This is a genomic window from Bradyrhizobium sp. CB1717 (assembly GCF_029714325.1).
Classification (GTDB): domain Bacteria; phylum Pseudomonadota; class Alphaproteobacteria; order Rhizobiales; family Xanthobacteraceae; genus Bradyrhizobium.
The window spans coordinates 685463-710121 of sequence record NZ_CP121666.1; the positions used below are offsets into that span (position 1 = coordinate 685463).

Annotated in this window: 22 protein-coding genes and 1 tRNA gene; 13 read left to right on the forward strand and 10 right to left on the reverse strand. The window is 65.3% G+C overall.

Annotated features, from left to right (window positions below):
- Positions 1 to 2 precede the first annotated feature (2 nt).
- A tRNA-Ser gene (locus tag QA649_RS03140) sits at positions 3 to 92 on the forward strand.
- Positions 93 to 97: 5 nt separating this feature from the next.
- On the opposite strand, the gene QA649_RS03145 is transcribed toward QA649_RS03140, so the two are convergent.
- Positions 98 to 1051 (reverse strand): LysR family transcriptional regulator, encoded by a 954-nt coding sequence (locus QA649_RS03145; RefSeq protein ID WP_283022921.1) that lies wholly within the window; start codon positions 1049 to 1051, stop codon positions 98 to 100.
- A 98-nt stretch (positions 1052 to 1149) separates the two neighbouring features.
- On the opposite strand from QA649_RS03145, the gene QA649_RS03150 reads away from it, so the two are divergent.
- Positions 1150 to 2331 carry an MFS transporter gene (locus QA649_RS03150; RefSeq protein ID WP_283022923.1) on the forward strand — a complete coding sequence of 394 codons (1182 nt, stop codon included), beginning with the start codon at positions 1150 to 1152 and terminating at the stop codon, positions 2329 to 2331.
- A gap of 10 nt (positions 2332 to 2341) precedes the next feature.
- A complete protein-coding gene (locus QA649_RS03155) occupies positions 2342 to 3376 on the forward strand; it encodes an aldo/keto reductase (protein WP_283022924.1) in 1035 nt (344 codons plus the stop codon).
- Between the two features lie 4 nt (positions 3377 to 3380).
- Here QA649_RS03155 and QA649_RS03160 read toward each other — a convergent pair whose 3' ends face one another.
- From QA649_RS03160 to QA649_RS03170, 3 genes are read right to left on the reverse strand one after another with little or no spacing between them, the layout of a single operon-like run.
- On the reverse strand, positions 3381 to 4991 hold the full coding sequence (locus QA649_RS03160) for an amidohydrolase family protein (protein ID WP_283022925.1): 1611 nt from the start codon (positions 4989 to 4991) through the stop codon (positions 3381 to 3383).
- Complete coding sequence (locus QA649_RS03165) at positions 4988 to 5443, reverse strand: hypothetical protein (RefSeq protein WP_283022926.1); 456 nt, start codon at positions 5441 to 5443, stop codon at positions 4988 to 4990. Before QA649_RS03165 ends, QA649_RS03160 begins: the two co-directional genes overlap by 4 nt.
- The gene (locus QA649_RS03170; RefSeq protein ID WP_283022927.1) at positions 5356 to 5805 is read right to left on the reverse strand and encodes a hypothetical protein; all 450 of its coding nucleotides are present in this window, start codon (positions 5803 to 5805) and stop codon (positions 5356 to 5358) included. The genes QA649_RS03165 and QA649_RS03170 overlap by 88 nt, the downstream gene beginning before the upstream one ends.
- Before the next feature lie 238 nt (positions 5806 to 6043).
- Between QA649_RS03170 and QA649_RS03175 the strand changes: the two genes are divergently transcribed.
- On the forward strand, positions 6044 to 7618 hold the full coding sequence (locus tag QA649_RS03175; protein WP_283022928.1) for an amidase family protein: 1575 nt from the start codon (positions 6044 to 6046) through the stop codon (positions 7616 to 7618).
- A 48-nt stretch (positions 7619 to 7666) separates the two neighbouring features.
- Here QA649_RS03175 and QA649_RS03180 read toward each other — a convergent pair whose 3' ends face one another.
- Positions 7667 to 8965, reverse strand: coding sequence for a TadE/TadG family type IV pilus assembly protein (locus QA649_RS03180; RefSeq protein WP_283022929.1), 1299 nt, complete (start codon positions 8963 to 8965; stop codon positions 7667 to 7669).
- Between the two features lie 398 nt (positions 8966 to 9363).
- Between QA649_RS03180 and QA649_RS03185 the strand changes: the two genes are divergently transcribed.
- The 3 genes from QA649_RS03185 (at position 9364) to QA649_RS03195 (ending at position 12529) form a co-directional block, all read left to right on the forward strand.
- A complete protein-coding gene (locus QA649_RS03185; protein ID WP_283022930.1) occupies positions 9364 to 10665 on the forward strand; it encodes an O-acetylhomoserine aminocarboxypropyltransferase/cysteine synthase family protein in 1302 nt (433 codons plus the stop codon).
- Positions 10666 to 10677: 12 nt separating this feature from the next.
- Positions 10678 to 11679, forward strand: a complete 1002-nt coding sequence (locus tag QA649_RS03190; protein WP_283022931.1) for a homoserine O-succinyltransferase — start codon at positions 10678 to 10680, stop codon at positions 11677 to 11679.
- A gap of 106 nt (positions 11680 to 11785) precedes the next feature.
- Entirely contained in the window at positions 11786 to 12529 is a 744-nt protein-coding gene (locus QA649_RS03195) for a polysaccharide deacetylase family protein (protein ID WP_283022932.1), read from the forward strand.
- A 254-nt stretch (positions 12530 to 12783) separates the two neighbouring features.
- On the opposite strand, the gene QA649_RS03200 is transcribed toward QA649_RS03195, so the two are convergent.
- Positions 12784 to 13749, reverse strand: coding sequence for an IS5 family transposase (locus QA649_RS03200; protein WP_283020138.1), 966 nt, complete (start codon positions 13747 to 13749; stop codon positions 12784 to 12786).
- Between the two features lie 165 nt (positions 13750 to 13914).
- Between QA649_RS03200 and recQ the strand changes: the two genes are divergently transcribed.
- Positions 13915 to 15780 (forward strand): DNA helicase RecQ, encoded by a 1866-nt coding sequence (gene recQ / locus QA649_RS03205; protein ID WP_283022933.1) that lies wholly within the window; start codon positions 13915 to 13917, stop codon positions 15778 to 15780.
- Positions 15781 to 15908: 128 nt separating this feature from the next.
- Here the strand turns inward: recQ and QA649_RS03210 are convergent, their stop codons facing one another.
- The gene (locus QA649_RS03210; RefSeq protein WP_283022936.1) at positions 15909 to 16922 is read right to left on the reverse strand and encodes a 1-aminocyclopropane-1-carboxylate deaminase; all 1014 of its coding nucleotides are present in this window, start codon (positions 16920 to 16922) and stop codon (positions 15909 to 15911) included.
- Positions 16923 to 17083: 161 nt separating this feature from the next.
- On the opposite strand from QA649_RS03210, the gene QA649_RS03215 reads away from it, so the two are divergent.
- The 3 genes from QA649_RS03215 (at position 17084) to QA649_RS03225 (ending at position 19427) form a co-directional block, all read left to right on the forward strand.
- On the forward strand, positions 17084 to 17548 hold the full coding sequence (locus QA649_RS03215) for an Lrp/AsnC family transcriptional regulator (protein WP_283022937.1): 465 nt from the start codon (positions 17084 to 17086) through the stop codon (positions 17546 to 17548).
- Positions 17549 to 17593: 45 nt separating this feature from the next.
- The gene (locus tag QA649_RS03220) at positions 17594 to 18757 is read left to right on the forward strand and encodes a PLP-dependent cysteine synthase family protein (RefSeq protein ID WP_283022938.1); all 1164 of its coding nucleotides are present in this window, start codon (positions 17594 to 17596) and stop codon (positions 18755 to 18757) included.
- Between the two features lie 109 nt (positions 18758 to 18866).
- Positions 18867 to 19427 carry a carboxymuconolactone decarboxylase family protein gene (locus QA649_RS03225; RefSeq protein ID WP_283022939.1) on the forward strand — a complete coding sequence of 187 codons (561 nt, stop codon included), beginning with the start codon at positions 18867 to 18869 and terminating at the stop codon, positions 19425 to 19427.
- Between the two features lie 16 nt (positions 19428 to 19443).
- Here QA649_RS03225 and QA649_RS03230 read toward each other — a convergent pair whose 3' ends face one another.
- On the reverse strand, positions 19444 to 21024 hold the full coding sequence (locus tag QA649_RS03230) for a sensor domain-containing diguanylate cyclase (RefSeq protein ID WP_283022940.1): 1581 nt from the start codon (positions 21022 to 21024) through the stop codon (positions 19444 to 19446).
- Between the two features lie 186 nt (positions 21025 to 21210).
- Positions 21211 to 22083, reverse strand: a complete 873-nt coding sequence (locus tag QA649_RS03235) for a hypothetical protein (protein WP_283026243.1) — start codon at positions 22081 to 22083, stop codon at positions 21211 to 21213.
- Positions 22084 to 22297: 214 nt separating this feature from the next.
- Between QA649_RS03235 and QA649_RS03240 the strand changes: the two genes are divergently transcribed.
- Positions 22298 to 22546, forward strand: coding sequence for a hypothetical protein (locus tag QA649_RS03240; protein WP_283022941.1), 249 nt, complete (start codon positions 22298 to 22300; stop codon positions 22544 to 22546).
- A gap of 9 nt (positions 22547 to 22555) precedes the next feature.
- Here the strand turns inward: QA649_RS03240 and QA649_RS03245 are convergent, their stop codons facing one another.
- Positions 22556 to 23491, reverse strand: coding sequence for an alpha/beta hydrolase (locus QA649_RS03245; protein ID WP_283022942.1), 936 nt, complete (start codon positions 23489 to 23491; stop codon positions 22556 to 22558).
- A gap of 116 nt (positions 23492 to 23607) precedes the next feature.
- On the opposite strand from QA649_RS03245, the gene QA649_RS03250 reads away from it, so the two are divergent.
- Entirely contained in the window at positions 23608 to 24495 is an 888-nt protein-coding gene (locus tag QA649_RS03250) for a branched-chain amino acid aminotransferase (protein ID WP_283022943.1), read from the forward strand.
- Positions 24496 to 24659: the final 164 nt, after the last annotated feature.

The following is a 24659-nucleotide window of genomic DNA, read 5'->3' on the forward strand; positions in this document are numbered from 1 at the left end:
CCGGAGAGATGGCCGAGTGGCTTAAGGCGCACGCTTGGAAAGCGTGTGTGCGGGAAACCGTACCGTGGGTTCGAATCCCACTCTCTCCGCCAGACCCTCATCTCACCAATTTCCACCTCCCATCCCCCGTGCGCTTCAGCGTGGGGTCATTCACCCGCACATGCTCCGCCAAAAAATCGATGAAGGCGCGCACGCGCGCCGGGAGCGGCGCGGTGTGACCGACATAGACGGCGTGGATGTCTTCGCGGTCGCCGGGATTGTAGCCTTGCAGAACCGGGACGAGGCGGCCGGCTTCGATGTCGGGGCCGATGTGGAACAGGGCGAGGCGGGCTAGTCCCACGCCGCCGAGGCAGAGGCGCCGGGCGGCTTCGCCGTCACTGGCGCGCGCGATCGGCGGCGGCACGGCTTCCTCGGTGCGATCGCCGCGCCGGAATGGCCAGCCGCCGCGGATGCGCGAAAAGGTCCAGCCGATGCCGCGGTGATCGGCAAGATCCTCGGGCGTCTTCGGTGTGCCGAAACGCGCCAGGTAGTTTGGGGCGCCGACCACCACCATGCGGCTGGTGCCGAGCTTGCGCGCGATCAGGCGCGAAGTCTTCAGAGGCCCGACGCGGATGGCGACGTCGGCGCGCTCCTGCATCAGGTCGATCAGCGTATCGGTCAGCATGAGGTCGAGCGTGATTTCGGGATGCTGTTCGAGGAAGCGCGGGATAAGCGGCATCACGTGCAGCATGCCGAAGGGGATGTTGCTGTTGACCGTGAGGCGGCCGCGCGGCGCGGCCCCCGAGGCCGCCTCGCGCTCGGCTTCCTCCATCTCGCTGAGGATGCGCACGGCGCGGTCGTAAAAGGCCTGGCCTTCCTCGGTCAGCGTCAGCTTGCGCGTGGTGCGGTTGATCAGGCGTGAGCCGAGCCGCACCTCCAGCCGCGAGATCAGCTTGCTCACGCCCGACGGCGTCAGGCGCAGTTTTCGCGCGGCCTGGGTGAAGCCGCCGAGGTCGACGACGCGGACGAAGACCTCCATCTCGGCCGAGCGGTTGGTGTCGAATCGGGCCATGTTGAATTCACGTCACAAATGATTGGATTGAGGACATTCTAATGGTTTTGCCGCGATGCAGCTATCTGCGTGGCTCGTCTCATCCATTGGAGCAACGCATGCCTCCCGCCGTCCTCGCGCTCACCGCCGGTGCCTTCGGCATCGGCACCACCGAATTCATCATCATGGGCCTCTTGCTCCAGGTCGCCGCCGAGATGCACGTCTCCGTGCCGGTCGCGGGCCTGCTGATCTCGGGCTATGCGCTCGGCGTCTTCGTCGGTGCGCCGGTGCTGACCTTGGCCACGCGACGGCTGCCGCGCAAAACTGTGCTGCTGGCGCTGATGGCGATCTTCACGCTCGGCAATGCCGCCTGCGCGCTCGCGCCGAACTATGAACTGCTGATGGCGGCGCGGGTGCTCACCTCGCTCGCCCACGGCACGTTTTTCGGCGTCGGCTCGGTCGTCGCCACCGGCCTCGTCGCCGAGGACAAGCGCGCCTCGGCCATCGCGACCATGTTCATCGGCCTCACGGTCGCAACGCTGCTGGGCGTGCCCTTCGGCGCCTGGTTCGGCCTGATGCTCGGCTGGCGCGCGGCGTTCTGGGCGGTGACTGCGATCGGCGTGATGGCGTTCGTGGTGGTCGCAGTGCTCGTCCCCGGTCATGTCGGCAAGGGCGACAAGCCGATCTCGCTTGCTGAGGAAGTCGCGGTGCTCGGCCGTCCGCAGGTGCTGCTCGGCCTTGCCATGACCGTGTTCGGCTTTGCCGGCCTGTTCGTCGTCTTCACCTATATCCAGCCGATCCTGACGCGCTTCACCGGCTTTTCGGAAACCGCGGTGTCGCCGATCCTTCTGGTGTTCGGCGTTGGGCTTGCGATCGGCAATGTCGCCGGCGGCAAGCTCGCCGACCGTGGCCTTGCGCGCGCCCTGATCGGTACGCTTGCCGCGCTCGCCCTCGTGTTGCTCGGCCTTGCCGCTGTGCTGTCGATCAAGATCATCAGTGTCGTGCTGATCCTGCTGCTCGGCATCGCCGCCTTCGCAACCGTCGCGCCGCTCCAGCTTCGCGTGCTGGAAGCCGCCGGTCCCAGTGGCCGTACGCTCGCCTCCAGCCTCAACATCGCCGCGTTCAACCTCGGCAACGCGCTGGGGGCCTGGGCCGGCGGTGTCACCATCGATCGCGGGCTCGGCCTCTCGGCGCTGCCGCTGGTCGCTGCCGGCATCACTGCGATCGGCCTCGTGCTGGCGCTGTGGAACCTCCAGCTCGATCGCACGGCGACAGCAGTCGCGGCGTGCCCGGCGGAATAGGAGAGTGATCATGGAATACCGCAATCTCGGCGCATCCGGGCTCAAGGTCCCGGTCCTCAGCTTCGGCACCGGCACGTTCGGCGGCCAGGGCCCGCTGTTCTCCGCCTGGGGCCGCAGCGGCATTGAGGAGGCCCGCAGGCTGGTCGACATCTGCCTCGATGCCGGCGTCAACCTGTTCGACAGTGCCGACGTTTATTCGAACGGCGCCTCCGAGGAGATCCTCGGTGCCGCGATCAAGGGCCGCCGCGACAAGGTGCTGATTTCCACCAAGATGAGCCTGCCGATGGGCGATGGCCCGCTCGACGCCGGCTCGTCGCGGCAGCGACTGCTCGCCTCGGTCGATGCGGCGCTGCGCCGGCTTGGCACTGATACCATCGACCTGCTTCAACTCCATGCTTTCGACGCCTTCACGCCGATCGAGGAGGTGCTGTCCACGCTCGATACGCTCGTACGCGCCGGCAAGCTGCGCTATGTCGGCGTCTCGAATTTCGCCGGCTGGCAGTTGATGAAGTCGCTCGCCATCGCGGACCGCCATGGCTGGCCGCGCTATGTCGCGCACCAGGTCTATTACTCGCTGCTCGGCCGCGACTATGAATGGGAGCTGATGCCGCTCGCGCGCGATCAGGGCGTCGGCGCGCTGGTCTGGAGCCCGCTGGGCTGGGGCCGGCTCACCGGAAAGATCCGGCGCGGCCAGCCGCTGCCGGAAGCGAGCCGCCTGCACGCCACCGCACAGTTCGGCCCGCCCGTGGACGAGGCGCGCCTCTACGCCGTCGTCGACGTATTGGACGCGATTGCCGCAGAGACCGGCCATACCGTGCCCCAGGTCGCGATCGCCTGGCTGCTGTCGCGCCCCACGGTCTCCTCCGTGATCATCGGCGCGCGCGACGAGGCGCAGCTGCGCGACAATCTCGGCGCCGTCGGCTGGACGCTGAGCGCGGATCAGATCAGGCGGCTCGACGAAGTCAGCGCGGTGATGCCGCCTTATCCCTATTATCCCTACTGCGTCCAGGAAGGCTTTGCGCGGCTCAATCCACCGCCCGTGTAGGGGGCTAGTAAAAGACGGCGATCCCTGCGGCGATTCCTGGCGGAAGATTCGACTCGTTCTTCAGCGTGTCCAGGAAGACGGGATCGCCCGCCACGGTGAGGCCGTCCAGCTTGATCGGATGCAGCGGCTCGTCGGTCACGGCCACCGCCGCCAGATCGGGACCGGTGCGGACGCCGTCATATGCGAGCCGCGGGCGCAATTGGACATTGTTGCCGAACTGCTCATCCAGCGCGAGGCGCCACCCGGTGCGCGACACCGTTCCGCGGGCGATTGCGTCGCTCATGGCGAGGCTATCCGTTTGCAGTGCGCCGAGACTGCCGAGCGCGGCCTTCAGGCGGCTCGTCGCTTCCGCCAGTGAAACTTTCTCGATCCCTGGATCCTGGTCGGGCGAGGAGAAGTCGATCACGCGCGCGCTGCTGCCGATCTTGAGGGCCTCACCGCTTCCGCCGGCCTTCTGCATCACCGTCTTCGTTCCGTAGCGCGGCCGTCCGCCGATCGTGACCAGAACGATGTCCTGCTCGCGCGATTTGATCAGGTGGGCGTAGGGATCGCCGGTGACCCCCTTCACGACCAGGAGATCGGCGAACTTGCCCTTGGCGATGGTCCCGAGCTTTGCATCCCATTTCAGGATCGCGGCGGGATTGCGCGTCGCCATCGCGACGATGTCGAAGTCGCTGAATCCGAGATTGAAATGCGCGGACACGACCTTCGCCGCCTTCAGCTCGCCGAGCAGGTTCTTGCTGCCTGATGGCGACCAGTCCGAGCCGAGCGCGATAGTGAGGCCGGCCGTGCGCGCGGCCGCGACGTCGGTCGTCTTGCCGTAGAGCAGCAGATTGCTCAGCGGCGACCAGACGACCTTGGCATGATTTTCGGCCATCGTTCCGAAGTCGGTCGCGTCCAGCGCCGTGCAATGAATGCCGGCCAGCGACGGTTCGATTGCCCAGTCGCCTTGAGGGTTGCGCAAGGCGAGGAAGTGGCTGTGCGCCTTGGTGTCGATGCCCTCGCTCAGGTGCAGCAGGAAGCACGACGACGATTTCAGCTCCTTGTCGAACTTCGCCCAGTCCTCGGCATCGATGTCGGGAATCTTGGAGTGAGCGCGCGGCAGATCCGGCGGGCTGCCGATCTCGGCGGCCCGCAACGCGCCCTTGTAGTATTTGTGGATCGTGCCGCTCCAGTTCGACAGCGTGATCCCCTGGCTCGTCGTCGTTCCCGCGACCATGCATTTGGCTTCGACATAACGGACCAGGGCCGGCAGCAGCGAGCCGTCATCGGCGAGCGCGATCGCGCTCATCGGGCCGGTCACGGACGTCTTGTAGGATTTGGCATTCTGCCACTGGTCGCGATTGCCGTAGGGCTGCGGCACCTGCCAGAGCGGCAGGATGTTGTAGCTGAGGTGATTATGCAGCTCGATCAGGCCGGGATAGATGGTGCCCCCGGTCGCTACCGGATTTGTGGTCTCGAAGCCCGTCGGCGCCGGCTGTCCTTTGGGGACGACAGCGGCGATGCGACTATCCTCGATGAAGATCGTCCCGCTCTTGATGACGTCGCCCTCGGCCGCCATCGTCACGATCCGCCCGCTCAGCGCCCAGCGCTTCGGACCCGCGGCCGGGCTCATGGGATCACCCCATTGGGAATGGTGATCGTGATGTTGCGCCGCTTGGTGGCTGCATCGGTGCCCTGGCGCACGGCCCATGGCGTGTCGCCGCGCATCCAGGCCGGCAGGCCCGCCGGAAGGTCCTTGGCGATGATGTCGACCAGTTCGGCCGGCTTGAACGCATCGCCATAAGGCACGAGCGCAGTCTGGACATCGGGATGCTTGACCGCAGGCGCGAGCGCGGCGAGGGCGGCATTCCATTTGGTCAGCATGATCTTGGTGTTGGCGGCCTGCGTGGCGGCATCATGGGCGGAGCTTTCCGGCCAGGTCGGGTGCGTGATGTGCTGGTAGGCGAGGGTCTTGTAGGCCGCGCCATCGGCGGTCTTCAGCCACGCTTTCCAGGCCTCGTCCGCAAGGCCGCCGAGCGAGACAACGGCCTCGATGTTGCCGGCGCGAGCACGGCCTTGAACCATTTGTTGCGATAGTCGACGATGCCGGGCTCGTTCTTGTGCTTGGAGCCGCCGCTCTGCCCGTAGACGCTGTACAGGAACGTGTTCACCATCACGTAGCTCTGCTTGATGCCGAGCTTGGCGAGGAAGCCTTGCGTCCGGCGCCCCGCGGTGCCGACCAGGATCCGGCGCGCGATCGTCTCATGCTGGGCGGGGTCCTGTCCGACGACAAGCACGCGCGCCGATCCATCGAGCCGGCCGCGATGGAAGATCGGTCCCCATTCAATGCGGAAATCGTGGGGATCGTAGACTTCAGGGCCGGGGTAATTGGCGCACAGATCGCGAAAGGGTTGTTCGCCGTATCCGGCGTCGAACTCTGTGAGCATGGCAATGCTCCAATCTGTCGAGGTCAAAATAGCTGCGTCACTGAACCTGTCGATGCGGCAATCTTGGCGGTCATGTCCTAAATCACTCAACCAATATATGGGTCGAGCCAGGTCGCCCAAAGGTTCATGATCGTCTGGGCGTGACAGAGCGTCGCGACAACGCGCCATGCAGAAACGCACCTGTACACGGTCGCGTGATCTCCATAACCTCCGCGGCGCAATTTTTGGGAGATGCGACGTGGCGAAGAAGGCGGCGGCCAAGAAGAAAAGTACTGCAAAGAGGGTAACGAAGACCTCGAACAAGACGAGCACCGCCCGAAAGGGCACCGTCGCGAAAACCGCGAAGAAGACAGTCAAGACGGCGGCATCGCGCAAGCCAGGCGCGGCACGTCGCCCGAAGGGGCCGGTCTGGCAATGGTCTGCGGTCGAGACCGCGGCCGCGATCCGCTCCGGCGCAATCACTGCCGTCGAGACCGTCGAGGCGCATCTGGATCGGATGCGCGCCGTCAATCCGAGGCTGAATGCGGTGGTCGTCGATCTCGGCGACGAGGCGCTGAAGGCGGCGCATGCGGCGGACAAGCAGCGCGCCAAGGGCGGCGAGCTCGGCCTTCTGCATGGCGTGCCCATCACCATCAAGGAGAACGTCGACTACGAGGGACGGCCGAACTTCAACGGCGTGCCGGCGAACAAGGATCTCATCGCGCCATCGGATTCGCCTGTCGTCCGCAACCTGAAGAAGGCCGGCGCCATCGTCATCGGTCTCACCAACACGCCGGAATTCTCCTTTCGCGGCTTCACCGACAATCCCCTGCACGGGCTGACGCTCAATCCCTGGGACCCTGACATCACCTGCGGCGGCTCGTCGGGCGGCGCGGGGTCGGCGGTTGCCGCCGGCATCGGCACCATCGCCCATGGCAACGATATCGGCGGCTCGCTGCGCTGGCCGGCGCATTGCAACGGCGTTGCCACCATCAAGCCGACGCAGGGCCGCATCCCCGCTTTCAACGGCAGCGCAACGGCCGAGCGGCCGATGCTGGCGCATCTGATGTCGGCGCAGGGGCCGCTCGCCCGCCATGTCGCCGACGTTCGCCTTGCGCTGGAGGCAATGAGCCAGCGCGACCCGCGCGATCCCTGGTGGGTGCCGGCGCCGCTGGTCGGGCCGAAGCCGAAGGGTCCCATCAAGGTCGCACTCGCAAAGATTCCAGAGGACATGGACGTCGATCCGTCCGTCGCCGCGGCGCTGCGCCAGGCCGCCGATCACCTCGAGCGTTCCGGCTATCGCGTCAGCGAGGTCGAGGTGCCCGACATCAACGGCGTCTGGCAGACCTGGTGCGACATCATCACCAACGAGACGGTGGTGATGCAGGAGGCCAGCATGCTGAAGGTCACGTCCGAGGACTTTCACAAGGCCTGGGGCGGCATGAGGGCCAAGGCCAATGGGCTCGATCTCAAGGCCTGGATGCAGGCGACGGCCGCGCGCAACGGTCACATCCGCGCCTGGCAGCTGTTCTTCGAGGAGTATCCGGTCGTGCTGGCACCGACCACGGTGAAGCCGACGCCGGGACCGCGCGACGACACCGTCAGCGCCGAGCGGGTGCAGGAGATCTTCTGGGGCGAGATTCGCTTTATCTCCGCGATCAACGTGCTGGGCCTGCCCGGCGCGGTGGTGCCGGTGGCCGTCAACGAGGGCAAGCCGATCGGCGTGCAGCTCATTGCTGGCCGCTATCGCGAGGACCTCGCGCTCGATGCCGCAGCCGCGATCGAGAAGCGTGCCGGCGTGATCGCCCATCGCCTCTGGGAGACGATGGCCTGATGCCATGCGCAAGGGCTCCGCGTCACGCGCGGAGCCCGCGGGGACCGGTCAGTTGGTCAGATGCGCGGAGGCGATCGCCTTCTGGAACAGCGCGTTCAGCGCGTCGGTGATGCTCGAATCGCTCGAGACCTCGTAGTAATAGCCCGACGTCGCGCAGGCCTGCATCTTGGTCGCGATCGAGCTGCGCCACGGCGCGATGTAGGTGTTGTACCAGCTGTTGTTGGTGATCGCGAGATAGGTGGTGTAGAGCACCGCGATCTTGACGCCGCGCGCCTTGATGGTGTCGCAGATCGTCGTCGTCAGCGGCTCCTGGCATCGGCCCGACGAGCTGATCACGGTCTGAGTGCAGCTCGAAGGGTAGTAGTAGTCGGCAACGCCGTCCGCGACGAAGAACAGCCATTTCTGCGGCGAGGACGAGGAGCCATCGCCGGGGGTCGGAATCGCGCCGTTCATCGACGACAGGATGCCGTCGAAATCCGTACACATGTCGTTGTTGTAATTGGTGTAGGGAATTGTCATCAGGTCGACGGCGGAAACCGCTGTCTTCACCGAAGAGAGGCTCGAGGTCAGCGCCGAGATCGTGGTCAGGCCGATCGAGGCGTAATCGCTGCCCATGGTGTAGACCGCCATCCGGTACTGGTTGCTGACGAGCTGGCTCGCGGTCGCCGTGTCCGTCAGCGACTGCGTTGCGTCCCGCACCAGGTCGATCCGCATCTTGATCCCGAGCTTCTTCGCGGTCGAATAATAACTGTTGGTCTGTTTGGTCTTCTTCGAGCTCGACGTGTAGGTGTCATGGCAGGCGAAGGCGCAGCTATCGGATGTCGCATTCTGTAACGCAGTCATGTCGGCCGTGGTGGCGCCGAGCCCCTGCGACGGCGAGTTGTCCAGCAGCACGTAGAAGTCGATGTAGGACGGCAGCGAGGCCGCCGCGCTAGATGTGGCAGAGAACTCCAGGGTCTTGTAGCCCAGGATTCCCATGAAATAGGTCGTCACCGACGACGACGCCGTTCCCGTGGCGGTGCGCGCGGTGACGCTGTCGGTCACGGTGATGGTCACCGAGCCCGTCGCCAGGCCGTATGCGGACATCTGCCCGGTAAAGGTGTTCAGCGCATCGCTCTGCGCGGCCGATGCGCTCTTGGTGATCTCGCTCTTGGCGGTCGCAACCAGCACGGCGGTGTCGAGCGCGGCGATCAGCTTTGTTCTCGCCCGCGCGGCGAGGGAGTAGTCGACGGCGGCGCCGACGAAGGACAGCAGCGGCACCAGCGCCAGCGCGAAGATGACGGCGATGTTGCCGCGTCGATCGGAGACGAAGCGCGAGAGCAGGTGACCTCTGGTGACGTTCGTCAAGCCGGCATGTCCCAAAGCTGGAAACGATGCGCGAGCGTAAAGTCGACGAACTTACGCAACGATTGACCGTGGCATGATCGTTCGTGTCCGCCGATTGCGGATCGTGTCGCCGGAGCTTTGAGAGACGTTGCGAAACGATTGGGGCGGGGGCTCATGCCGCGCCGTGGCGGAGCGGATGCGGGTGGCACTTCCGGCCGGGCTCGCCATGGTGCATCAATTCGTTAATCCGATTTAACTCGGATTTCAGACGATTCACCAACAACCGTTAGGGTTACTTCCTCGATCTCTAGGCGAATTATTGTCCGCTTTACCACCCGCCTCTAACAGAGGGACGGCGGACAACGCACATGCCTCATACAGGCCAATAAGTGCGGCCCGCTCCACGCGGAGGTGGCACGATGCGCAACGAGACGATCGCTATTCACGCCGGCTACGAACCCGAAGCCACCACGCACGCGGTCGCCGTGCCGATCTATCAGACCGCGGCCTACGCTTTCGACAGCGCCGATCATGGCGCGGCCCTGTTCAATCTGGAGGCCGAAGGCTTCCGCTACAGCCGCATCGCCAATCCGACCAGCGCGGTGCTGGAGAAGCGCATCGCCCAGCTCGAAGGCGGTGTCGGCGCGCTCGCCGTCGCGACCGGCCAGGCCGCACTGCATTTCGCCTTCGTCAACGTCGCCGACCACGGCGGCAACATCGTGTCGGTGCCGCAGCTCTACGGCACCACCCACACGCTGCTCTCGCACATCCTGCCGCGCCAGGGCATCACCGGCCGCTTCGCCGAGAGCGACAAGCCCGAAGCGATCGAGAGGCTGATCGACGAGAACACCCGCGCCGTGTTCGCCGAGACGATCGGCAATCCCGCCGGCAATGTCTGCGACATCGAGGCGCTGGCGAAGATCGCGCATGCGCATGGCGTGCCGCTGATCGTCGACAACACGGTCGCAACGCCGATCCTGCTCAAGCCGTTCGACTACGGCGCCGACATCGCCGTGCACTCGCTGACCAAGTTCCTGGGCGGCCATGGCACCACGCTCGGCGGCGCCATCGTCGATTCCGGTAACTTCCCCTGGGCGAAATACGCCGATCGCTTCCCGGCCTACAACAAGCCGGACGCCTCCTATCACGGCCTCGTCTATGCCGAACGCTTCGGCCGGACCGCCTATATCGAGCGCGCGCGCAGCGTCTATCAGCGTACCATGGGCTCGGTGCTGTCGCCGTTCAACGCCTTCCTGCTGCTCCAGGGCATCGAGACCGTGGCGCTGCGCATGGAGCGCCATGTCGAGAACGCCCGCAAGGTCGCCGAATTCCTCCGCAGCGATTCGCGCGTCGCCTGGGTCAATTACACCGGCTTCTCCGATAGTCCCTACTATCCGCTCGTCCAAAAGTATCTCGACGGCAACGCCTCGTCGCTGTTCACCTTCGGCATCAAGGGTGGCATGGAAGCCGGCAAGACCTTCTATGATGCGCTGAAGCTGATCACGCGCCTCGTCAATATCGGCGATGCCAAATCGCTGGCCTGCCATCCGGCCTCGACCACGCATCGGCAGATGTCGGCGGAGCAGCAGCGCGCCGCCGGCGTGCTGCCGGAAACGATCCGCCTGTCGATCGGCATCGAGCATTCCTCAGATATCATCGAGGACATCGACCAGGCGCTGGAGAAAGCTTGTCCGTCGTCGCGCCTCCAGGCTGCGGAGTAGGCGGACGGCCCGATGACGATCTTGATCGACACGGATCAAGGCATATCGAGCCCGGCGCTGGTGCCGGCCGAGGGCGATCTGGTGCGCGATCATGCCGGCGCCGAGCTTACCATCGGACTGATCAACAACATGCCGGATCCGGCGCTGAAGGCGACCGAGCGGCAGTTCATGAAGCTGTTGCAGGCCGCCGCGGGCCCGCGTCGTATCCGCTTTCACTGCTTCTCGCTTCCTAGCGTGAAGCGCTCGCCGGAAGCGAAATGGCATGTCGAGAGCGAATATTCCGATCTCGCCGATCTCAAGCGCGGTCGCTTCGACGGACTGATCGTGACTGGCGCCGAGCCGGTCGCGCCCGAGCTACATCAGGAGCCGTATTGGCGCGACCTCACCGATCTCATCGATTGGGCCAAGGCCAACACGCGCTCGACGATCTGGTCGTGCCTCGCCGCGCACGCCGCGGTGCTGCATCTCGACGGCATCGAACGGCGCCGTCTGCCGGCCAAATGTCACGGCGTCTTCGACTGCGAGGCGGTGGTGGATGATTCCCTCACGCAGGCGGCGCCTGCACCGCTCAAGGTGTCGCATTCGCGCCTGAACGAGATCGCCGAGAGCGACCTCGCGCGGGCCGGCTATCAGGTGCTGACCCGCTCGGCCCTCGCCGGCGTCGACGTCTTCGTCCGCCAATATGCCAGCCGCTTCGTGTTCTTCCAGGGCCATCCGGAATATGATGCGCTGTCGCTCCAGCGCGAATATCTGCGCGACATCGGCCGCTACCTCGCGCGCGAGCGCGAGACTTACCCGCACGTGCCCGTGAGCTATTTTGACGCAGTGACCGAGGAGAAGCTGGCGCGGTTCGAGAAGCGGGCGCGGCACCAGCGCCATCCGGCGCTGACCAACGACCTGCCGGCGCTGAATTTGCGCGCCGATATCGCCGCCGGCAGCGCGGCGGCGGCGCTCTTCCGCAACTGGCTACACTATCTCGGCGCGGAAGCCGATGCCTCGGTCCTGGCGCGCTAGTCCAAGGGGCGTTGGTTCCGCATTAGGATTACCAAAGCGTTAGGCTTGCCTCGCCCGGCGCACGAATGTTTCAGTGCAGAAATACGGAATCACAGGAAACGCAGTCGTGTGGTCGGCACTCCAGGGACGCGTGAGCAATCGGCTGGCCCGGCATTTCCGCGCCGCGCCGCACCGGCTGCCTGCGCATGCGCCGATGGTCAGCTTCACCTTCGACGATGCGCCCGATAGCGCCGCCGGCGAGGGCGCCTCGCTGCTCGAAGCGCATGGCGGTCGTGGCACGTACTACATCGCCGGCAGCCTGATCGATCAGCCGTCGGATCACTGGCATGGGCTGTCAAACGACGCGATCGTGCGGCTTCACCATACCGGGCACGAGATTGCCTGCCACACCTTCTCGCACCGGAGCTCGGCCAATCTCGACGAGGCCGCCATGGCCCATGAGATCGAGCGGAACCGCAGCCATTTCCGCAGCATCGATTCTTCGATCACGCTGGAGAATTTCGCCTATCCCTATGGGATCGCCTCGGTGTGGCGCAAGCCGCAGCTGGCGAAGGCGTTCCGCTCGGCGCGCGGCATTCTTCCCGGCGTCAATCGTGACGTCGTCGACCTCCAGTTCCTGCGCGCCTCGCCGCTGGTCGAATGCGAGATCGACGAGGCCGGCGTCGATCGCTATTTCGACGAAGCGGTCGCAAGCGGCGGCTGGCTGATCTTCTACGGCCACGACGTGGCCGAGGCGCCGAGCCCTTACGGCTGCACGCCGCGTCTGATGCGCCACGCGCTGGCGGCGGCCCAGCGACGTGGCATGCCGATCGTGACGGTCGCGGAAGCGCTGCGGCGAATCGGGGCGTAGCTGCTCTCTTCCTTCTCCCCTTGTGGGAGAAGGTGGCGCGAAGCGCCGGATGAGGGGTTCTATCGGAAAATCCAACTCTATCGAGTTCGCGGACAGAGACCCCTCACCCGTCTCGCCGCTATGCGGCGAGCCACCCTCTCCCGCAAGGGGCCTGTTGCGCTACGGCCTTTTGAGGCAGGAGACGTAGGGAGAGAGGGCTGTGTTGACGCCGATTGTCAGGCCGAGATCTGTACTTGGTGCCCTTGGCGGGCGTCTCAGGCGGCGAGCGCGGCCCAGCGCCTCATGTTGAACGCGATGGAGGCAAGCAGGACCTGCCCGCTTGCCTTCATGAGACCGACATAGCGGATGCAGGTCAGCCGCATGCGGCGTTTGAGAGTGGCGAAGGTGGTCTCGACCTGGGCTCGTCGGCGCGCGATGAGGAGGTTGTAGCGTTTGAGCCGAGGCGGTAGCTCCGGGTGATGTCGGTTGGGACGACGGGCGATGCGGGGCTTCTTGCCTTCCGCTTTCAGCCGAGCCCGTCGGGCATGGGTGTCGTAGGCTGCATCGGCCCACACCACGGCTTCATCGCCACGGATCAGTTCGTCGGCCGGCGTTGTGTCGTTGACATTGGCGGGCGTGGTCAGGACTGCGCGGATCAGGCCGGATCCCTCGTCGACACCCATGTGAGCCTTGTAGCCGAAGGTCGAACCACCCTTGCCCTGCCGCTTGGTAAACCGGGCATCTGGGTCGTTTGAGGGACGATCCTGCTTCGGAGGGGTTGACACCGCCTGGATCAAGGTCGCATCCAGCATCGTGCCGCGCTTGAGGATGACCCCGGCATTCTCGAGCTGGCGATCCAGCTCGCCAAACAGCTTCTCCAACAGCCCTTGTTCGACGAGCTGGTTCCGGAAGCGGTTCAGAACCGTGTGGTCGGGCGTCGCATCTTCGAGGCTCAAACCGACGAAGCGCTTGAACGACAACCGGTCGCCCAACGCTTCCTCGAGTTCGCGTTCCGAAAGACCATAGAGCGACTGCAACAGCACCGCACGAAACAGCACCAGCACCGGATAGCCTGGACGACCGGGGCTCCCTTCATCCCGCAGATGGCCGATCAGCTTCTCGAACCGGTACCACTTGACCAGGCCAGCCAGCCGATCCAGCGCTGCATTGGCGCCGGCCCCCTTCGGCATCAGTGCTTCCACAAAGCTCGGCTGTCCCGTCCGCTTAACCGCCATCGTCATCCCCTCAAGGCTTTGCCCTAGGGAATCACAACTGGCGAATTACGCAACAGGCCCGCAAGGGGAGAGGGGAAGATGGCGCCTTCGCTTGCCAAACAGTCTTGCCACGGCCGCGCCAGCGTGCGACTGGCCTTGTGACGAATCCCACGGCCGCGCTCCGACACGCCCATGAATGCCCCTTCCACCGCTCCGCTGCCCGCGCCGGCCAACGGCCGCGATGCGCTGTCGGTGCTGCATTCGGTATTCGGCCTGCCGGGGTTCCGCGGGGCGCAGGGCGACATCATCGGGCACGTCACCGACGGCGGCAATTGCCTCGTGCTGATGCCGACCGGCGGCGGCAAGTCGCTGTGCTACCAGCTGCCGTCGCTACTGCGCGAAGGCTGCGGCATCGTGGTCTCGCCGCTGATCGCGCTGATGCGCGACCAGGTCGCAGGCCTGCTGGAGGCCGGCGTCAACGCCGCCGCGCTCAACTCGTCACTGACGCCGCAGGAGGCCTCCGACGTCGAACGCCGCCTGATCGCCGGCGATATCGACCTGCTCTATGTCGCGCCGGAACGGCTGGTGACGCCGCGCTGCCTGTCGCTGCTGGCGCAGGCCAAGGTGGCACTGTTCGCGATCGACGAAGCCCATTGCGTCTCGCAATGGGGCCACGACTTCCGCCCCGAATATGTCGGCCTCTCCATCATCGCCGAGCGGTTTCCCGACGTGCCGCGCATCGCGCTCACCGCGACCGCCGACGAGTTGACGCGCAGGGAGATCGTCGAGCGGCTGCAGCTTGCCGACTCGCCCCAATTCGTCTCCAGCTTCGACCGTCCCAACATCCGCTACGAAATCGTCGACAAGCGCAACGCGGTGTCGCAACTGAAAGAATTCATCCGGGAGCGCCATGCGGGCGACGCGGGCGTGGTCTATTGCTTGTCGCGCAACCGGGTCGAGGAGGTCGCCGCCGCGCTCGAGGAGGCCGGCATTGCCGCGCTGCCCTATCATGCCGGTCTCGACAGCAGCGTGCGCTCGCGCAATCAGGATCGTTTCCTCAACGAGGACGGCATCGTCATCGTCGCGACCATCGCCTTCGGCATGGGCATCGACAAGCCGGACGTGCGCTTCGTCGCCCATCTCGATCTGCCCAAGAGCATCGAGGCCTATTACCAGGAGACGGGACGCGCCGGCCGCGACGGCAAGCCGTCGGCGGCCTGGATGGCCTACGGCCTCTCCGACATCGTGCAGCAGCGCCGCATGATCGATGAGTCCGCCGGGTCAGAGGATTTCAAGCGCGTCTCGATCCGCAAGCTCGATGCGCTGGTGGGCCTCGCCGAGACTGCGCATTGCCGACGCAAGCGGCTGCTCGGCTATTTCGGCGAGACGGTTCACAGCGAGACCTGCGGCAATTGCGATAACTGCCTGGCGCCACCAAAAATGCGCGACGGCAAGGTGCTGGCGCAGAAGCTGTTGTCGTGCGTCTATCGCACCGGGCAACGTTTTGGCGCGATGCATCTGATCGACGTGCTGATCGGACGTCTCACCGAGAAGGTCACGCAGTTCGGCCACGACAAGCTGTCGGTGTTTGGCATCGGGCGCGAGCTCAACGAGAAGCAGTGGCGCACGGTGCTGCGGCAGCTGGTGGCGATGGGCCATTTACAGAGCGACAGCGAGGCTTATGGCGCGCTGAAGCTGACGGAGTCGGCGCGCGGCGTGCTGCGCGGAGAAACGGAAGTGTGGCTGCGCGAGGAGGCGCCCGGCACCCGCATCCGCTCCAGCCGCGCAAAATCCCGCCGCGGCGATCTCGCGCCCGCGGCGAGCGCGCCGCAGGGCGACGTCGATCCCGAATTGCGCGCGCGGCTGCGATCCTGGCGTTCGGACGTCGCACGCGAGCGCGGCGTGCCGGCCTATGTGGTGCTGCACGATGCCACCATCGACGGCATCGTCCGGGCCTGGCCGACCACGCTGGACGAGCTGCGGAACGTGCCCGGCATCGGCGACAAGAAGCTCGAGCATTACGGCGAGGAGCTGCTGCAGATCATCAGGACGCGGTAGGCGATCGCGGACCTCGTAGCCCGGATGGAGCGTAGCGTAATCCGGGACAGTCTTCCGTGTTGTCCGAGTCCCGGATTACGCTTCGCTCCATCCGGGCTACAGACTCATTGCGCTTCGTGCGCGCTCTCTCACCCGTTCCGGAACGCGTAGCCATAGCCGTTCAGCGCCGGCGCGCCGCCGAGATGGGCGTAGAGGATCTTTGCGCCCTTCTCGAAATGGCCCTTCTTGGTCAGGTCGATCAGGCCCTGCATCGATTTGCCTTCATAGACCGGGTCGGTGATCATGGCTTCGAGACGCGCGGTGAGGCGGATCGCCTCCTTGGTCTCTTCCGACGGCACGCCATAGGCGGGATAGGCGTAGTCCTCGATCAGCACGACGTCATCGGCGACGATCTCCTTGCCGAGCTCGACCAGCTTGGCCGTGTTCTGCGCGATCGAGAGCACCTGCGCTTTGGTCTGTGCCGGTGTGAACGAGCCGTCGATGCCGATCACCTTGCGCGCACGGCCGTCGGCCGCAAAACCGACCAGCATGCCGGCATGGGTCGAGCCGGTGACGGTGCAGACGATGATGTAGTCGAACTTGAAGCCGAGCTCCTTCTCCTGCTTGCGCACTTCCTCGGCGAAGCCGACATAGCCGAGCCCGCCATATTTGTGCACGGACGCGCCGGCGGGAATCGCGTAGGGCTTGCCGCCCGCCGCCTTCACTTCCTCGATGGCCTGCTCCCAGCTCTTGCGGATGCCGATGTCGAAACCGTCGTCGACCAGGCGGACGTCGGCGCCCATGATGCGCGAAAGCATGATGTTGCCGACGCGGTCATAGACGGCGTCCTCGTGCGGCACCCAGGCTTCCTGCACCAGGCGGCACTTCATGCCGATCTTGGCGGCCACCGCTGCGATCATGCGGGTGTGGTTGGACTGAACGCCGCCGATCGACACCAGCGTGTCGGCGTTGGAGGCGATCGCATCCGGGATGATGTATTCGAGCTTGCGCAGCTTGTTGCCGCCATAGGCGAGGCCGGAATTGCAGTCCTCGCGCTTGGCATAGATCTCGACATTGCCGCCGAGATGTTTTGACAGCCGCTCCAGCTTCTCGATCGGCGTCGGTCCGAAGGTCAGCGGGTAGCGCGCGAATTTTTCCAGCATGGTCAGGTCATCCCGATTGGCGTTGATCTGGGATGTGGCTAGCATTGCCGTGGGAAAATGTGCTCTCAAATATTGCGTCGATATTGCACGTATTATTGCGTCGATTGCGCACTTAGGTAATATTTCTTCCAGAATAGCCGAAATTTGTGGAAGCTTCTTCCGTGCCCGCTCGACTTGATCGCACTGACCTTAAGATCTTGAGATTGCTGCAAAATAACGGCCGGCTCAGCAATGCCGAGCTGGCCGAAACGGTCGCGATCAGCCCCGCCACCTGTCACCGCCGCACCCAGCGCCTGTTCGAGGACGGGTTCATTGCCGCTGTCCGCGCCATGGTCGCCCCGAAGAAGGTGGCCAAGGGCACGCTGGTGATGGTCGGCGTCGTGCTCGACCGCTCGACGCCGGAGAGCTTTGCCATCTTCGAGCAGGCCATCGCCAAGCTGAAATTCGTGCTCGACTGCCATCTCGTCGCCGGTGACTTCGACTACTTCCTCAAGATCCGCGTCGGCGACATGGAGGACTTCAACCGCATCCATGGCGAGCAGCTCATCGCTCTGCCGGGCGTGCGCCAGACCCGTACCTTCTTCGTGATGAAAGAGGTCGTCGACAACGCGCCGCTGGAGTTTTGAGCGGGACCTATTGATGCGCGATCCGCATCATGAGAGATTCATGCGATGCAGACGTTCCCCTTCCGCCAGCACAATCCGGCCGGGCCGGCCTACCGGCGCGGCTGGGTCGACGAGGCCGTCGCCGCGATCGAGGCCGACCAGTGCCGCACCGCCGACACGCATCTGATCCGGCTGATCGTGCCGGCGCTGTCAGGCATCGACATCTATCTCAAGGACGAATCCACGCATCCGACCGGCAGCCTGAAGCATCGCCTGGCGCGCTCGCTGTTCCTCTATGCCCTCTGCAACGGTCACATCCGCGAAGGCACGCCCGTGGTCGAGGCTTCGTCGGGATCGACCGCGGTGTCGGAGGCCTATTTCGCGCAGATGATCGGCGTGCCCTTCTATGCCGTGATGCCGCGCACGACCTCGGCGGAGAAGATCGCCGCGATCGAGCATTACGGCGGCAATTGCCATCTGATCGACGACGGCCGTGCGCTCTATGCGGAGGCCGCGGCGCTCGCCGCCCGGCTGAACGGCCATTACATGGACCAGTTCACCTTCGCCGAGCGCGCCACCGACTGGCGCGGCAACAACAACATCGCCGAATCGATCTTCACCCAATTGGCGGGCGAGCCGCGGCCGATCCCGGACTGGATCGTGATGGGCGCGGGCACCGGCGGCACCTCGGCCACCATCGGGCGCTATCTGCGCTATCGCCAGTATCCGACGCGGCTGTGCGTCGCCGACGTCGAGCACTCCGCCTTCTTCGACTGCTTCCGCTCGCAGGATCGCTCCCATGTTTGCGACCGCCCGTCGCTGATCGAAGGCGTCGGCCGTCCCCGCTGCGAACCATCCTTCGTGCCCGGCGTGGTCGACCGCATGATGAAGATCCCGGATGCGGCGACGATCGCAGCGATGAACGTGCTGTCGCGCCGGCTGCGCCGCGTGGTCGGCGGCTCCACCGGCACCAACTTCCTGGCGCTGTGCCGGCTTGCATCGGAGATGCGCAAGGCGAATGTGACGGGATCGCTGGTGACGCTGATCTGCGATTCCGGCGAGCGCTACCGGCAGACCTATTACGAGCCGGAATGGCTGAAAGCGCGCGGCCTCGATCCGGCGCCGGTCGAGGCAGCGCTGTCGTCGTTCCTCGAGACAGGTGAGCCACTGGCGCTGGGCGTCGACGACGTCGTCAATCCCCAAAGCGTGCCAAGCCCCACGGCGTCATAGCCGAGATCTCCCTGGCATTTGCGAAATGGCACGGTCGTCACGGCAACTTCACTTGCCATGTGCACGCATGCGGGCGACCGTTATCCCTTCTCAACGAGGAGATCCCGCCGTGCGCCTCCCCATTCTCGATCCGAAAGACCTGAGTGCTGAACAGAAGCCGCTCTTTGACGACATGCAGGCCGGCATCAAGGACCACTTCAAGGGCTTTGTGAACATGCGCGACGACGGCGCGCTGCTGGGGCCCTGGAATCCCTGGATCCGCGAGCCGCGCTTCGGCAAGCCTGTATGGGAGCTGGTCAAGGCGATCGCGTCGAACCCGCTGCTGCCGGCCCCCGTGCGCGAGGTTGCGATCCTCGTCACCGGCTCGCATTTCCGTTCCGGCTACGAACTTTATGCCCATGTGCTCGTGGCCGAGCAGCGCGGACTTTCCGACGAGAAGCTCGCGACCATCGTCGCCGGCCAGCGGCCGGTCGATCTCACCAAGCAGGAGGCGGTCGCCTACGACATGGCCTCGGCCCTGGTGAGCGGCGGCGTGCTGCCGGAGCTGACCTATCGGGCGGCGGTGAAGGAGTTCGGCGAGCATGGCGCGGCCGAGCTGTCCTATCTCGTCGGCGTCTACTGCATGGTCTCGGTCACGCTCAACACCTTCGACGTGCCGGTGCCGGAGTAGACGCAGCGTCCGTCGATCACTCCGCCGCCTTGCTTGCGGGCGGCGGGGGCGCGAAGGCGATGCAGCGATTGCGGCCTTCGGCCTTGGCCCGATAGAGCGCTTGATCGGCGGCGCCCATCAGCGCGTCGATGCCGGACATGCTCGCGGTAGCCTCGGCGATGCCGATGCTCACGGTGAGGCCGAACTGGATCTTCTCGGCAAGGACCTGCGTGCTCATCACGCGCTTGCGGATGCGTTCGGCGACCGTCCTCGCCCGGGACAGGCTGGTCTCCGGCAAAAGCACGGCGAATTCCTCGCCGCCGAGACGGCCGACGATGTCCGATTTGCGCTTGCCGTCGAGACAGGCGGCCGCGACCGCCTTGATCGCGGCGTCGCCCACGCCGTGGCCGTAGCGGTCATTGACCGACTTGAAGTGGTCGATGTCGAGCATCAGCACCGAGACGGAGCGATAGTAGCGCTGGAAGCGGCTCCATTCCGCCTCGAGGCTCTCGAGGAAGTGGCGGCGGTTGTAGAGGCCGGTGAGCGGATCGGTCGTGGCGAGCGTCTCCAGCATCGCGGCTTTTTGCGTCAGATCGGTGATGTCGACATAGGTCAGCATGCGCCCGCCATTCGACATCGTGGTGCAATGAGCCCTGATGCGGCGGCCGTCCGGCGTCTGCAGGTCGCGCACGTGATCGCCGGCCTTGACCTCCTCGACGCGTCGCGCCGGAAATCTCGCGAGCTCGCTGTTTGGAAGATTGGGCGCGCTGGCGCGATGCAGGCGCCGCACCAGCGATGAATAGGCCGGCCGGCCCGACGCCTCCTCGTCGCTCACCTCCCAGAACCGCCGCATCCGCCGGTTCATGAAGGTGGCGTGCAGGTCGGAATCGAGAAGGAGCACGCCGTCCTGGACATTCTCCAGCGCATCCCGCAGCAGCTTGAGCTCGTCGGAGGCACGCACGATGTCGGTGACGGGCGTATAGGTCAGCATGCGGCCGCCGTCGGGCAATGGCGTGACCTGGACGCGCACGACATCGCCATTGGTCCGGCGCAGATCGATCGGGGTCGGATCACCCGCCTCGATCACGCGGACGCGCTCGGCGACCAGGACATCGAGCTCGGGGTCCGGCACCTCATAGGCGCCGGTGTCGCGTCCGTGGTGAAGCAGCGTGAGAATGGATGGATTGCTGTCGGCAACCTCGTCGGGCAGGCGCCACATCTGGCGAAACGACCGGTTGATCAGGCGCGCCCTGAGGTGGGAGTCGAGCAGCACGATGCCGGTCGGTACATGATCGAGCGCGGCGCGCAGCGCCAGCATCTGGCCGCGCATCAACGCGTCGGATGAGCGTTCCCGCTCCTCGTCCGCCGCCCGCTCGCTGCCCGGCTGCTCGAAGGCGACCCCGACCTGGCGGTCTGATCGCCAGACCACGCGGCAGGCCAGAATCTCGCGCCCCGCAAGCCTGAGCTGGAACCGCTCGGGCACGCCGAGGCCGCTCTCCATCTCGAGCGTCGCGGCCTCCTCGGTCAGCCGGCGTACGATGCAATCGATCGACGACTGGCCGAAATTGAAGAAGATCTTCCCAGCAAGGAACGTCCGTTCCGAAACCAAGCGGGACATTCGCAGTCTCCGACACCTAACGACGTGAAAGCTGGCGTAGTGTCGCGCAAGGTTCCTTGCGCCGGTGTAACGCAATCGATGTTTTGGGATGAGGATTAACGATTCGTTGACGCCCGACGCCGGACTGCTGTTCCGGCCGGTCGATCGCGGCCGCTCCGATCTATCGAAAATCCGCTACGACCCCGGTCAATTGCGCACCGCATAGAGCGGCGTGCGCAGCGTCAGCTGGTAGGCTGGCTTCGGCGTCCACGCGATCTGCGCGGTGACACCGAACAGGCGGTTGTCATTGTCGTCCATGCGGTCGAGGTCGAGCCGCAGGGTCGGCTGCGTGAAAGGCTCCGCCAGCGTTCGGCCGGCGAACTGCGCGCCACCGAACGACTGCATGCCGAGGCGGCCGGTGAATTTCCAGTTGCTCGGCCATTGATAGTAGCCGCCGGCATAGAGGATGGTGTTTGGCCGGATACTGGCGAACGGGCTGGCGATGGTGGTGTAGGTATATTGCAGGCCGGCCAGCCAGCCCCGTGTCTCGTCCTCGTCGAGCGCGTAGTCGAATTCCAGGATGTTGTTGAAGGAATTCGTCATGCCCTGCTCGTTCGGCACCGACTGCGTCAGCGTCGATTGCAGCGTGATGGTCGGGATCTTGCCGCCATTCTGCTGGTAGAGGTCGGCCTGCACCCCGATGTTCCAGCTGGTGATGTCCAGGGACGACCAGCCGCTGCCGATGTCCACGGTCGAGCCCGACACGCCGCCATAGAGCGAGACGCGGTCGCTGACGTCGATGGTCAGCGGCAGGTCGATGGCGACGGCTTTCGCCGCCGGCAAGCCGTTCGGCAGCGTGGTGCCCCGTCGTATCGCCAGGGATTCGAATGCGGCCGACAGCGAGGTGGTGCCGAAGCCGAGCCCGAGCGTGCCCGCCGGGATCGCCGCGTAGCTGGTGCGCAGGTCGAGATAGATGTTGGGCACGGCCGGCTTTGCGGGCTTGTCCTCCTCATCGTCGGCCGCGACCGCGGCGCCCGCCGGGATCGCCAGACAAAGCAGTCCCGTCGCGGCAGCGCGCAAAACCGGATGACGGGATTGGCTGCGATGGGGCACGTGACGATCCGACGCGTGGCGATTTGATGGCAAATCCGTTGTTAGATGGAACGTGATCGCTTCCGTGGTCAAGCGGTATCCGCAGACGATGGACGGCGCGGATGTGCGCGGGTACCCTGCCGTGATCGCACTGACACACTCGCCGGCCAGAGTGCAGGCCGGACAAAGGAGAATGACAGAAATGAACACGTCACGCCGTATCCTGCTCACCGGCCTGGCGGGGCTCGCTGTTGCTCCGACCGCCGTTGCCGCCGCTGTCCCGTCGGCCGAACCCGCCGACGTGACGGTCGCCGAAGAGCGTTTCGCGCGTACGATCGCAGCCGCGCATGCGCCCGATATCACCTGCGCGCGACAGGCCGAACGCTACGCGGATGCGCACTGGCCTGAATATGTTGTGGCGGCGAGGGCGGTGCTCGGCGCGCGCGTGTGATTCGCGCTCTTATTTCTCCACCGCCCGCCGCACCTGCTCGCCGATCTGCGACAGCACGAGCTGCGCCTGTGGCAGGATCGCGCCCATGGCGTGGAAATTGTGGACCATGCCGTCATGGCAGACGTGCTCGACGGCGACGCCCGCGGTGAGCAGCTTGCGCGCATAGGCATTGCCCTCGTCGCGCATCGGGTCGAACTCGGCGGTGTGGATGATCGCCGTCGGCAGGCCCGCGAGCCTGCTCGCGCGGAGCGGCGAGATGCGTGGATCGGCAGCATCGAAACCCTCGGGCAGATAGTCGGCGAGATCGGCTTCGATCGTGACGCGATCGATCAGATGGCCTTCGGCGAACTCCTCGCGCGAGGGCGAGGTCTCCTCGAAATCCAGCACCGGGCAGATCAGGCATTGCGCCACGATGGAGAGGCCGGCGTTTTGCAAAGCCTCCTGGCACACGATCGCCGCCAATGTAGCGCCGGCGGAATCGCCGCCGACCACCAGTCGCTCGGCATCGATGCCGAGCGAGGGCGCCTCGCGCGCGACCCATTCGGTCGCGGCGATTGCATCGTCCACGGCCGCGGGAAATTTGTGCTCGGGCGCAAGCCGGTAGTCGACCGAGACCAGGCGGCATCCGGTCGCGTGCGCCAGCGCCGCGGCGATGCGGTCATGCGTGGCGATGCTGCCGGCGACGAGGCCGCCACCATGGAAGAACACGAAGCCCGGCGGGCGCTCGCCGGCAGAAGCGGGCGAATAGAGCCGGTAGGGGATTTCTCCGCCGGGGCCGGGCAGCATGCCGTCGGACGCGGTCACGTCAGGCGCATCAGCGCGTGCGAACTGCATCAGCTTTGCCAGCGATTGCCGTCGTGCCTCCACACTCGGCCGGCTCCGCGCTTGCGGCCCGGCCGCGGCCATCATGGTCAACAAACGCTTTGCGAGCGGGTCGAGCGGCATGCTGCTTCCTTCTCCCTTATGGGAAAAGGTAGCCTACCTCTTCTGCGCAGGGAATCATTTAGAAGTTCCACCAATAGTGGCGCTATAGTGCGGCATCGTGCCAAGGGAGGCCGGTCATGGCCGAGATCAAGAAGACAATCGAATATTCACCGAGCTGGACCTTCTTCGAGGGTAAATGGCATGACGGCAACGTGCCGATCATGGGGCCGCGCACGCATGCGGCCTGGCTCGGCTCGGTCGTGTTCGACGGCGCCCGTGCGTTCGAAGGCGTCGCGCCCGATCTCGACCTTCACATGGCCCGCACCAATCAATCCGCGATCAGCTTCGGCCTGAAGCCGGTGGTCGATGCCGGCACCTGGCTCGCGCTCGCAAACGAAGGCATCGCGCGTTTCGCCGCGAATGCCGAACTCTATATCCGTCCGATGTACTGGGCGCAGAGCGGGCTCGGCGGCGGCGTGCTGTTCGATCCTGAGTCCACCAACTGGTGTCTGAGCATCTACGAGGCGCCGATACCGAAACCCGTCGGCAACGCGATCACGCTGTCGCCGTTCCGCAGGCCGACGACCGAATGCGCGCCGGTCGAAGCGAAGGCGGCCTGCCTCTATCCGAACAATTCGCGCGCACTCGCCGAAGCGGCCTCGCGCGGCTTCCAGAACGCGCTGATGCTGGACATGCTCGGCAATGTTGCCGAGTTCGGCAATTCCAACGTGTTCATGGCCAAGGACGGCGTGGTGTTCACGCCGGTGCCGAACGGCACCTTCCTCAACGGCATCACGCGCCAGCGTGTCATCAGCCTGCTTCGCGGCGATGGCGTCACCGTGGTCGAGAAGACGCTGCGCTATGCCGACTTCCTCGCCGCCGACGAGATTTTTTCATCGGGCAATTTCGCCAAGGTCGCCCCGGTGATCCGCATCGACGAACGCGAGCTGAAGCCCGGACCGTTCTACACCAAGGCGCGAAAGCTCTATTGGGACTTTGCGCATGCGGTGAAGTTGGCGGCGTAGGTCTCGCTGCTTCCGCGTACTCCGTCATTGCGAGCGCTTTCGCGCCACTCACTCCGTGGTCATCGCCCGGCTTGACCGGGCGATCCAGTATTCCAGAGACGGCCGTGATTGAATCGAGAAGCCGCAGCGTACTGGATGCCCCGGTCAAGCCGGGGCACGACAGC

Coding starts and splice junctions, on each gene's coding strand:
- QA649_RS03145 (WP_283022921.1), bottom strand. CDS start 1,051: ATGGCCCGATTCGACACCAACCGCTCGGCCGAGATGGAGGTCTTCGTC.
- QA649_RS03150 (WP_283022923.1), top strand. CDS start 1,150: ATGCCTCCCGCCGTCCTCGCGCTCACCGCCGGTGCCTTCGGCATCGGC.
- QA649_RS03155 (WP_283022924.1), top strand. CDS start 2,342: ATGGAATACCGCAATCTCGGCGCATCCGGGCTCAAGGTCCCGGTCCTC.
- QA649_RS03160 (WP_283022925.1), bottom strand. CDS start 4,991: ATGAGCCCGGCCGCGGGTCCGAAGCGCTGGGCGCTGAGCGGGCGGATC.
- QA649_RS03165 (WP_283022926.1), bottom strand. CDS start 5,443: ATGGTTCAAGGCCGTGCTCGCGCCGGCAACATCGAGGCCGTTGTCTCG.
- QA649_RS03170 (WP_283022927.1), bottom strand. CDS start 5,805: ATGCTCACAGAGTTCGACGCCGGATACGGCGAACAACCCTTTCGCGAT.
- QA649_RS03185 (WP_283022930.1), top strand. CDS start 9,364: ATGCGCAACGAGACGATCGCTATTCACGCCGGCTACGAACCCGAAGCC.
- QA649_RS03190 (WP_283022931.1), top strand. CDS start 10,678: ATGACGATCTTGATCGACACGGATCAAGGCATATCGAGCCCGGCGCTG.
- QA649_RS03200 (WP_283020138.1), bottom strand. CDS start 13,749: ATGACGATGGCGGTTAAGCGGACGGGACAGCCGAGCTTTGTGGAAGCA.
- recQ (WP_283022933.1), top strand. CDS start 13,915: ATGAATGCCCCTTCCACCGCTCCGCTGCCCGCGCCGGCCAACGGCCGC.
- QA649_RS03210 (WP_283022936.1), bottom strand. CDS start 16,922: ATGCTGGAAAAATTCGCGCGCTACCCGCTGACCTTCGGACCGACGCCG.
- QA649_RS03220 (WP_283022938.1), top strand. CDS start 17,594: ATGCAGACGTTCCCCTTCCGCCAGCACAATCCGGCCGGGCCGGCCTAC.
- QA649_RS03230 (WP_283022940.1), bottom strand. CDS start 21,024: ATGTCCCGCTTGGTTTCGGAACGGACGTTCCTTGCTGGGAAGATCTTC.
- QA649_RS03240 (WP_283022941.1), top strand. CDS start 22,298: ATGAACACGTCACGCCGTATCCTGCTCACCGGCCTGGCGGGGCTCGCT.
- QA649_RS03245 (WP_283022942.1), bottom strand. CDS start 23,491: ATGCCGCTCGACCCGCTCGCAAAGCGTTTGTTGACCATGATGGCCGCG.
- QA649_RS03250 (WP_283022943.1), top strand. CDS start 23,608: ATGGCCGAGATCAAGAAGACAATCGAATATTCACCGAGCTGGACCTTC.